8 protein-coding genes are annotated in these 7196 nt (G+C 73.0%); 3 read left to right on the top strand and 5 right to left on the bottom strand.

The window, feature by feature from the left end:
• Nucleotides 1-266: 266 nt before the first annotated feature.
• Nucleotides 267-1136, bottom strand: coding sequence for a metallophosphoesterase (locus tag VF746_24730; protein HEX8695643.1), 870 nt, complete (start codon nt 1134-1136; stop codon nt 267-269).
• A 168-nt stretch (nt 1137-1304) separates the two neighbouring features.
• Here VF746_24730 and VF746_24735 point away from each other — a divergent pair, with 168 nt between their 5' ends.
• Entirely contained in the window at nt 1305-2078 is a 774-nt protein-coding gene (locus tag VF746_24735) for an NRDE family protein (GenBank protein ID HEX8695644.1), read from the top strand.
• 312 nt (nt 2079-2390) lie between these two features.
• Here VF746_24735 and VF746_24740 read toward each other — a convergent pair whose 3' ends face one another.
• A complete protein-coding gene (locus tag VF746_24740; GenBank protein ID HEX8695645.1) occupies nt 2391-3356 on the bottom strand; it encodes a DUF1028 domain-containing protein in 966 nt (321 codons plus the stop codon).
• Nucleotides 3357-3553: 197 nt separating this feature from the next.
• On the opposite strand from VF746_24740, the gene VF746_24745 reads away from it, so the two are divergent.
• Nucleotides 3554-3919 (top strand): hypothetical protein, encoded by a 366-nt coding sequence (locus VF746_24745; protein ID HEX8695646.1) that lies wholly within the window; start codon nt 3554-3556, stop codon nt 3917-3919.
• Nucleotides 3920-4004: 85 nt separating this feature from the next.
• Here VF746_24745 and VF746_24750 read toward each other — a convergent pair whose 3' ends face one another.
• Nucleotides 4005-4385 (bottom strand): VOC family protein, encoded by a 381-nt coding sequence (locus tag VF746_24750; GenBank protein HEX8695647.1) that lies wholly within the window; start codon nt 4383-4385, stop codon nt 4005-4007.
• 102 nt (nt 4386-4487) lie between these two features.
• Nucleotides 4488-4910, bottom strand: coding sequence for a GNAT family N-acetyltransferase (locus VF746_24755; GenBank protein HEX8695648.1), 423 nt, complete (start codon nt 4908-4910; stop codon nt 4488-4490).
• A 249-nt stretch (nt 4911-5159) separates the two neighbouring features.
• On the opposite strand from VF746_24755, the gene VF746_24760 reads away from it, so the two are divergent.
• The gene (locus VF746_24760) at nt 5160-5450 is read left to right on the top strand and encodes a hypothetical protein (protein HEX8695649.1); all 291 of its coding nucleotides are present in this window, start codon (nt 5160-5162) and stop codon (nt 5448-5450) included.
• A gap of 276 nt (nt 5451-5726) precedes the next feature.
• Here VF746_24760 and VF746_24765 read toward each other — a convergent pair.
• On the bottom strand, nt 5727-7196 hold a 1470-nt coding region (locus VF746_24765; protein HEX8695650.1), incomplete at its 5' end, for an amino acid permease.

Genomic DNA, 7196 nt, shown 5'->3' on the forward strand with positions numbered 1-7196 from the left:
TCCCGAGGAATCTACTCGCGGCCGGCAGGAGGCCGGACCGATGCATGGAGCCAGCGTCCGGGCGGGGTGAGTAGATTCCTCGGGCGCCGCCCAGCTGAGGTGTGAAATCCGGATCGGTGCTGCGGCGCCGCTCGGAATGACCTGGTTCGCGAAAGGACCGGATTGCACACTGATACCTGGAATCCGGTATCACACAGAGAAACAGAGGAACGGAGAAAAGGCCTCTGCTCCTCTGTTTCTCTGTGTGATCCGATCAAATCATCGTGTCACGGCTTCACGGGCGGGCTGCAGGTGCCGCGGCCGCGGTCGGTGAAGCTGTGGCCGCGCACGGGGACGAACTCCCACTCGTAGCCGTCGCCGTGGAACACCAGGCGCAGCACGCCGTGGGTGCGGTAGTTGGCCGCCTCGCTGTTCGGGGCGAGCTCGCGGAAGGGGTAGGTGGGCGCGCCGCCGGTGCCCACCACGAACTGGCGCACGCCGCGGCGGCGGTCCAGCCGACCGCCGGGGGCCTGCGGGGCGAAGCGCTCGTAGCTGTGCTCGTGGCCGGAGAGCAGCACGTCCACCCCGCCGTCGTACAGCACCCGGAACACCTCCTGCACCCGGCGCGCCGCCCCGTGCTTCCCCGAGCTGAACGCGGGGTGGTGCATGTAGGCCAGCGCGCAGCGCGTGGGGTGCGCGCGCAGGTCGCGGCGCAGCCACTCCAGCTGCTCGGAGCCCTCTTCCATCGGCTCCTCGCTGTTCAGGGCCACCACGTGCCAGCCGTCGACCTCGAAGCTGTACCACCCCTTGCCGCGCTGGCCGGCCCGGTCGCCGAAGTAGGTCCAGTACCCCTCGCCGTCGGTGCGGTACTCGTGGTTCCCCGGGACGGGGCGGGTGCGGTCGCGGTGGCGCCCCCAGGTGGGCCCGTAGCAGCGCGCGAACTGCTGCGGGGTGCCGTTCTGGTACGCCAGGTCGCCCACGGCCAGCACCACGCCGTCGATGCGGTCCAGCAGCCGCGCCGTGGCCTCGTCGGCGCGCCACCAGCACGAGGCGATGTCGCCCGCGGCCACCACCGAGGTGCGCGGGCCGGCGCCGCGGTCGCCGCCGCACGCGGTGAGCGGGAGCAGGAGGAGCGAGAGGAGACGGGTACGCTTCACGGGGAGTGCGGGCACGGGTGATCGGATGCGGCTGGGCGGATTCGGGAGGGAAGATACGGGCCGGGCGTGCGAAAAGCTTCACCGCCGGTCAGATTGGTGTCGTCCACGCGCGCCCGCGTCCCGGCGGGGCGCGGCGCCGACGCGACCCGGACCGAGACCGCCCGAGCGATGTGCCTGATCCTGTTCGCCTGGGACGCCCACCCGCGCTGGAAGCTGGTGGTGGGCGCCAACCGCGACGAGTTCTTCGCGCGCCCCACCGCGCCGGCGGCGTTCTGGGACGACGCGCCCGACGTGCTGGCCGGGCGCGACCTGCGCGAGGGCGGCACCTGGCTGGGGGTGACGCGCTCGGGCCGCTTCGCCGCGGTGACCAACTTCCGCGAGCCGGAGAAGTACCGGGTGGGCGCCCCGTCGCGGGGGCACCTGGTCGCCAACTTCCTGCGGAGCCGGGCGCGGCCGACGGGGTTCGCGGGCGGGCTGGTGCGCGTGGCGGGCGACTTCAACGGCTTCAACCTGCTGATGGCCGACCGCGGGCAGCTGGTGTGGTTCTCCAACCGCGCCGACGACGCGTACGAGCTGGACGGCGGCGTCTACGGGCTCAGCAACCACCTGCTGGACACGCCGTGGCCCAAGGTGGCGCGCGGAAAGGAGGACCTGCGGCGGGCGCTGGAGGGGCCCGAGGAGGAGCTGGAGGGGCGCCTGTTCGCCTCGCTCGCCCTGCGCGACCCAGCGCCCGACGACACGCTGCCCAGCACGGGCGTGGGGCTGGAGCGCGAGCGGGCGCTCTCGGCGTCGTTCATCGTCACCCCCGAGTACGGCACCCGCGCCTCCACGGTGCTGCTCGTGGGCCGCGACGGCGAGGTCTCCTTCACCGAGCGTACGACGGTGCCGGGGGAGGACCGCTGGACGGAGGTGCGGCACGCGTTCCGGCTGGACGACCCGTAGGCCTGCCTCGCCGGAGGCCCTCACCCGCCGCCTTAGAGCGGCAACCCTCTCCCAACTTCGGGAGAGGGTGGACTTTACGGTGCGGTGCGGGGGCGAGGTGATGCCGGCTGTAACCTGTTCCCTGTCCCCTGTTCCCTGACGTTGCGTGAGGGATGCGCGCCCGGAGGGCCGGGACGCCGCCGCCACAGGGGTATCGTGGCGGCGGTGGCCCGGCGCGGTTGGGCACAGTCGTATCGTGCCCTACCGCGCGCGCAGCCCGGCCCGGAGCGCAGCGGAGGGACACGCCCAAACCCGCAGTTCGCAGTTCAAGGGTCAGGGAGAACGCCCCGCGACCTCGCGCAGCCTGGCGGCGGTCTCGGGGGTGAGCGAGGCGGCCTCTCGCAGGTTGTTGGCGCGCTGGAAGGCCTTGAGCGGGACGATCACCTCTTCGTCGAAGGCGCAGAACTGGGCCGTGGTGGGGGTGCCGTGGCCGGCCTTCGCCAGCAGGTTGCGCAGCGCGCAGACGTGCGGGCCGGCGGGGGCCGAGAACGCCTGCGAGCCGCCCGGGAGGAAGTGGTCGGCGGGGTGGAAGACCGACATCCACACGTTGTAGACGCGCTCCAGCTCCAGGATCGGCTCCGGGTGGTCCTCGACGTGGAGGTCGGCGTAGACGTCGTCGCCGCCGCCGTAGCCGCCGCCCTTCTTGACGATCAGCATCCCCGCGCCCTGCCGCCCGCGCCGGTCGCCGCCCGCGGCCTGCCCTGCCTTGAGCGCCGCCAGCAGCCGCTCGCCGAAGGGGCGCCCGGCGGCTTCGGCTTCCTGGAAGGCGCGCCCCATCGCCTCGACCACTTCGGCGCCGGTGAGGATGTTGCCCTGCACGCTGTAGTGCGCGCCGGTGCGGTGCCCGGCCCACGCCTGCGCGCTGTCGCCGGTGAAGGCGGCCACGCCGCAGCGCGCGTCCATCACGGCGAACTGCCGCCGGGCGATGCCGGGGTCGGTGCGCCGGAACTCGTCGGCCACCTGCTGGGGCGTGCGGCCCTGCCGGAGCAGCTCCAGCGCACGCCGCTTGTAGGCGACGTTGGCCGCCGCCTGCGAGGCCACGGCGCCCACCTCGGCCTCGGCGGCGGGGACGATGGAGCCCGCCCCCACCACGCGCGACTGCACCGCCACGCCCAGGAACCCGTTCGCCGGGTCGCACGCCACGATGCTGAAGGTGGAGAGCCCCGGCGGGTCGGGCGCCTGCGCGGCGGCGGGGCCGGCCAGGAGCAGGGCGAGCGCGGGGAGCCGGGAGATGCGCATCGGTCGGACGCTTCTGGGGTGAACGGATGATCAGCGGCAATCTACGCGCTGCCGCCCCGCGCGCCACTTCGGCCCGCACGGCGGGATTGTGCGCCGCTCGTGGCGCCGCGCAGATTGCGGTGGACCGCCGCAGCCCGGCGCCCGGACCGCGGCTCGCGCTCCTGCCCTCGACATCCCACCCGCACCACGTACCGACGATGCATCCCGATCCCACCCGCCGACCCGCCGTCTGGTCCTGGTTCGTGGCGTACTGCGCGGTGATGGTCCTGATCTACCTGCTGGTTGCGGCCGCCGGGGTCTTCTTCCTGGTGGCCGATCCGGCGATGCTGGACACGGAGCCCGCGGAAGCGAAGGCCATGGGGCTGATCATGATCGCGCTCGGGCTCGTATTCGCAGCCCCGTTCGCGGCCGCGCCGTTCCTGCCGCGGCGGCCGTGGGTGTGGGTGTACGGGATCGTCCTCATCGCGCTGGGGATGACGAGCGTGTGCACCCTGCCGGCGGCGATCCCGCTCCTGGTCTACTGGATCAACGCCGAGACGAAGGCCTGGTTCGGGCGCCCGTGACGCCCGTCGCCGGACGGAGCGCCATGCCTGCCGGCCCCGACCTCGAGCCAGGGCGCGGCGTGAGGCGGCCGCGCCCCGGCCCGGATCAGGACTCGTGCGGCTGGAACAGTTCCACCGGGTTCCCCGACGGGTCCTCGACCAGGACCTGCCGGCCGCCGCGGCCGGAGACGATCTCGTTGCGGAAGCGCACCCCCGCGGCGCGCAGCGCGTCGACCTCGCCGTCGAGGTCCGCGACTTCCAGCTGGATGCGGTTCCACCCGCCGGGCTCGGGCCGGCGCCCGTCGGGCATCGGCTGGGCCGCTCCGCCGGGGCCGGCCGCGGCGCTCAGCAGCAGGCGGAGGCCGTCCCGCGCCAGGACCGCGAACCCCGGCGCGGGGTGGGACTCCACGCGGAAGCCCAGGCGCCGGTAGAACGGCAGCGCCGCATCCACGTCGTCGACGATGTACCGCACGCTGACCTGCGACATCGGGCCTCCTCCCCGTTGACGGATACCGCGGCGCCGGGACGCGGCCGGCGTCCTCCCGGAGCCTCGCGGGCGGGCGGCCGGCCGGCGCGTGCGGGCTGGCGCCTACAGCGCCACCCGGAAGTGGAAGCACTCGATCCCGAGCCCCTCGCGGAAGTAGAAGCGGTGCGCCTGCTCGCGGGTCACGCGGGAGATCAGCTGCAGTTCCGCGCAGCCCTGCGCCCGCCCTTCCTCCTTGAGCCAGTCCAGCAGCCGCGCCCCGTACCCGCGCGAGCGCACCCGCTCGTCGGTGACGAAGTCGTCGACGTAGAGCAGCCGCCCGCAGTACAGCATCGTCATCAGGCGGTACCCGGCGACGGCGCGCACCTCGCCCTCCTCGACGAGGGCGGCCAGCCGGTACCCCTCGCGCGCCATCAGCTCGCGGACGGCCGGGACGTAGCCGTCGCGCGCCAGGTGCGGCCGCAGCTGCCGCATCACCTCCCACGTGGCGGCGATCTCGGCGTCGGTCCGGGCGGGTTGGATCGTCACGGCCTGGTCAGATCGGGTGGACGAGGAGCTCGGCCCGGCGGGGGTGCTCCGTGGCGGAGCGCGCCGATCGGGAGATGGAGCACCTCCACGATCCAATGTAGCGGTCCCGGGAGCAGCCGCACCTGCACGATGGCCTCGCACGCCAACACGGAGCCTGGCCAGTGACGAATGGAGCGTCCTGGCATCCGTCTGGCAGACCCGCGGGCGGATCCGGCATTCCGAGAACAGGGAAAGACAGGAAGAGAGACGATGTCGCGCGCGTTCGTGCGGGAGGACGACGGGGGGGCGGTGCCGCCGGGCCGGTTCGGGCTCCCGCCCCGGGACGACCCGCGGTTCGACGCGGCGGCGGCGCGGGCGCTGCTGGAGGCCGCCCGCGACGCGAACACCGAGAGCGCCGAGGTGGCCACCGGCTACCGCTGGGGCGAGGAGCGGCTCCACCGCCACGTCCGCAGGCTGCTCAGGGAAGCGGAGGCGGTCCCCGAGGACGAGCAGGACCGGCGCTACATCCGCGTGGCCCGGCGCTTCCTCGGCGAGCGCTGAAGGATCCGGCCGCGAGTCTCACGCTGGGAAACGGAGGAAACGGAGAACCGCGGGGGGTCTCCGTTTCTTCCGTCGACTCCGTGCGAGACCAGTTTGCAGAGGATCGTTCGGACACAGGTCCTGAAAAATCTCACACAAGAGACACAGAGACACAGAGAAAAACGAAGGCCTCCGGTGGTCCTCTCTGTTCCTCTGTGTCTCTGTGTGATTTCAATCTGTTCGGGACCAGAACAATGCTCCGCGACGTGGTATGAGACATTCGGCTCGCGAGTGCCGCTAATCGCCCGGGGCGCCGGAGGGTTCGGAGGCGGGGGCCGGGCGGCGGCGCCAGAGGAGGTAGGCGGGGAAGCCGGTGAGCACCAGCAGGTAGCCGATCCCCGCCGTGGCCGGCGTCAGGTACGCCAGGTCGAGCACCACCAGGGTGGAGAGGACGATGTACACCCACGGCGTGAGCGGGTAGCCGAAGGTGCGGTACGGGCGCTCCAGCGCGGGGCGGCGGCGGCGCATCACGATCACCGCCCCCACCATCAGCGCGTAGAACACCAGGTCCGCCGAGATGATGTACTCCAGGAGCTGCGTGTACACGTTGCCGAAGGTGACGGCGCCCGCCGCGTCGGTGGTGACGGTGCGCGGCAGGGTGAGCAGCGCGGCCCACACCCCCTGCGCCGCCAGCGCGGCCGCAGGGACGGCGCGGGCGTTCAACTCGCCCAGGCGGCGGAAGAAGAGCCCGTCGCGGGCCATGGCGTAGTAGACGCGCGCCCCGGCCAGGATCAGACCGTTGTTGCAGCCGAAGGTGGAGACCAGGATCGCCGCCGCCATCACCGCCGCGCCGGCGGGGCCGAAGAGCGACTGCATCATGGCCGTGGCCACGCGCTTCCCCGGCGCGTCGCGGATGCCGTCCAGCGGCAGGGTGACCACGTACGCCAGGTTCGCCAGCAGGTAGAGGCCGACCACCACCACGCAGCCGATCAAGAGCGCGCGCGGCAGGTTGCGCCCGGGGTCGCGCACCTCGCCGCCGGTGAAGGTCACGTTGTTCCACGCCGACTGCGCGAAGAGCGGCCCCACCATCGCCCGCCCCAGCAGCATCGCGAGCGCCAGCCCGCCGGCCGCGCCGATCCCGGGCTGCGCGACTTCCGGCCTCCACCCGTTCGCGGCCGGGCTCCACCAGTGCGAGGTGAACGCCGCGCTCCCCGCCTTCCACCCCAGGGTGAGCCCGATCACGATGAGCCCCGCCAGCGCCGCCGTCTTGGCCACCGTGAAGGTGTTCTGGATCAGCTTCCCCGTGCGCAGCCCCCGCGTGTTGGTGGCCGTCAGCAGCAGGATCATGGCGACGGCCACCAGCTGCTGGGTGGACAGGCTCACCGCGTAGCGCCCGAAGACGACCGGCTCCACCAGGTACGAGGAGGCGGAGACCCAGGGGACCAGCACGCCCAGGAAGTTGGCGAACGCCACCGCCACCGCGGCGATGGTCCCGGTCTGGATCACCAGGAAGAGGCCCCAGCCGAAGAGGAAGGCCAGCGCGGGGCCGTACGCCTCGCGCAGGAAGACGTACTGCCCGCCGGCCCGGGGCCAGAGCGCGGCCAGCTCCGCGCACGAGAGGGCGCCGGTGAGGGTCATCACCCCTGCCAGCGCCCACGCGGCCAGCAGCCACCCCGGCGCCCCCACCAGCCGCGTCGACTCGGCCGAGACGATGAAGATCCCCGACCCGATCATCGACCCGATCACCAGCATCGCGGCGTCGGTGAG

Origin of the sequence: Longimicrobium sp. (genome assembly GCA_036389795.1) — a bacterium.
Taxonomy (GTDB): domain Bacteria; phylum Gemmatimonadota; class Gemmatimonadetes; order Longimicrobiales; family Longimicrobiaceae; genus Longimicrobium.

Bases quoted from the DNA above. Each gene is read 5' to 3' on its own strand.
- VF746_24735 (HEX8695644.1), top strand. From the start codon at position 1,305: ATGTGCCTGATCCTGTTCGCCTGGGACGCCCACCCGCGCTGGAAGCTG.
- VF746_24740 (HEX8695645.1), bottom strand. From the start codon at position 3,356: ATGCGCATCTCCCGGCTCCCCGCGCTCGCCCTGCTCCTGGCCGGCCCC.
- VF746_24745 (HEX8695646.1), top strand. From the start codon at position 3,554: ATGCATCCCGATCCCACCCGCCGACCCGCCGTCTGGTCCTGGTTCGTG.
- VF746_24750 (HEX8695647.1), bottom strand. From the start codon at position 4,385: ATGTCGCAGGTCAGCGTGCGGTACATCGTCGACGACGTGGATGCGGCG.
- VF746_24760 (HEX8695649.1), top strand. From the start codon at position 5,160: ATGTCGCGCGCGTTCGTGCGGGAGGACGACGGGGGGGCGGTGCCGCCG.